Origin of the sequence: Kaistella haifensis DSM 19056 (assembly GCF_000735695.2) — a bacterium.
Lineage (GTDB): Bacteria > Bacteroidota > Bacteroidia > Flavobacteriales > Weeksellaceae > Kaistella > Kaistella haifensis.
Window position 1 is genome coordinate 1 of record NZ_JASZ02000076.1, and the last position, 1883, is coordinate 1883.

Sequence of the window (1883 nt, forward strand, 5' to 3'; positions counted from 1 at the left end):
TTCCGTTCAACGGGCTTTCATTTCTTGTCTTGCAGACAAAACGAAAGCTTAGTTATTGGTGGCAGTTTTTTTTATTTCAGTGTTGTCTTTGCTCCATTTTGGTCGGTTATTTTGAAGTCATTGTTTTCAAACCAAAGAGCATACATTTTTCCTTTATCAGAATTTGCTTTGTGTTCTAAATCAATTGTAATAACTTTTTGATTATACAAGTACTGGATTTCTTCAAAAATCGTATGTCCGATAATCATTTTTGAAGCCTTAAATTTCGCTAACGTTTTTTCTATATCCTTTTGGTTCTCATCTTCTTTTGCTATACCACGATACCAAAGTGGACTTTCATTTCCTATAAAAATATCATCTCGTTTTTTACCTTTCTCAAAATTTGTATCGATTGATTTTCTTATGTTCTCGTTAATTTCTTTTAAAATGTATTTTTCAGGAAAACCTTTTCTAATACCTGCGTGAACAAATAAATAATCACCAATTTTTTCAACGCCATTTTTTGTTCTTAACCATCTGCCTAATTCTGTATTATTTGCGTACCATTTTTTATAGTCTAACTTTAGAGTGTCTGCATTTTCGTGGTATTTATCTCGAACATATCTTAATTCACTTTTTAGGTTCATCATTTCGTGATTTCCTAAAATAAAATGGACTTTTCCGCCTTGTTTTTCCGCTTCTTTTTCGAGTTTGTATATCAACCATAAGCATTCTGTAATATTCAAACCTCTGTCAAAGAAGTCTCCAACCAACACTAAATGATTATTTCCGAATTTCCAATTCAGTTTATTGTCAATGATTTTATTGCCTAATAATATAGATTTAAAACCTTTAAAATTCCCTTCAATGTCAGAAATGACAAGCATTTTATTGGGTAAGGCATATTCTGTTGGTTCAATTTCCAAACTATCTTTTAATTGAAATTTGAACGTATCTTTTGTTTCATCAACATAACAACTTAAAGTATCTTGCTTGCTAATTTCAACTTTGCTCGTTGTAAACAAAGTGTCTTTTGGAAATATTTGATAACCTAATATTTTGTTATTTTCGTAAATAATAATTGGTCCGTCTGAACTAACTGTTGAATTATCTTCGTCTGTGTTACCGTGTTTTATTGACCAACCTGGAAAAATATATAATCTTTGAATTGTTTCAGTATATAAAAGCAATGAACCAATTCCCAAATATAGAATTATGGCAAGAGTCATCAATAACAGTGTTTTTTTTAATTTCATCGTTTAATGTCAAATGTTGTTTGTCTTTGCAGTTGGTTTGTAAAATTGCCACCAACGGAAAAAGTATTGGCGAAGTGCGGACTAAAAAGCTGAAAATGTTCAACTTAAACCGAATGAAGCAAAAAATTTTTTCGTTTTACTAAATTACAAAACTTTCGTGAAACGAAAAGTTTTTTTTGCGACTAAATATTACAAAAAGTTCAACTTAGACTTTAACCCCGCATTTTGCCAATACAATGTGCCTGTTGCACAACCTCTTTTCAAAGATACGGTAAAAAGATTTCAGAAATAGAAAATGTGGTTATAAACGGGTTTAAAATATTGAAAATCAATTGTATATATCGTTTATTCTCCGTAAATTAGCGTATGCAAGGCAGAAAAACATTTGAACCGAAAATCTTCTACGAACTCAGCCTGGAGGGGCTCGTTCCCCAGGATGATTTCTACCGTAAAATCAGTCAGGAAGTACCCTTTAGCTTCCTCTACAAGTCAACCTCTCATTATTACGGCCGTTGCGGGCAGGACAGCATCGATCCTGTGGTCTTTTTCAAGATACTGTTAGTGGGCTACCTGAACAATTTAAACAGCGACCGCGCCTTGCTGCGGTTCTGTTCAGACAGCCTCTCCATCCGCCTTTTCCTGGGCTAC

At 33.1% G+C, this 1883-nt stretch carries 2 protein-coding genes; one reads left to right on the forward strand and one right to left on the reverse strand.

Annotated features, from left to right (window positions below):
• Positions 1–71: 71 nt before the first annotated feature.
• Positions 72–1235: a metallophosphoesterase gene (locus AP75_RS13865; protein ID WP_088264998.1), complete on the reverse strand. Its 1164-nt coding sequence runs from the start codon at positions 1233–1235 to the stop codon at positions 72–74.
• Between the two features lie 366 nt (positions 1236–1601).
• Here AP75_RS13865 and AP75_RS13870 point away from each other — a divergent pair.
• A partial coding sequence (locus tag AP75_RS13870; protein WP_143755940.1) for a transposase occupies positions 1602–1883 on the forward strand: 282 nt, incomplete at its 3' end.

Bases quoted from the DNA above. Each gene is read 5' to 3' on its own strand.
- AP75_RS13865 (WP_088264998.1), bottom strand. From the start codon at position 1,235: ATGAAATTAAAAAAAACACTGTTATTGATGACTCTTGCCATAATTCTA.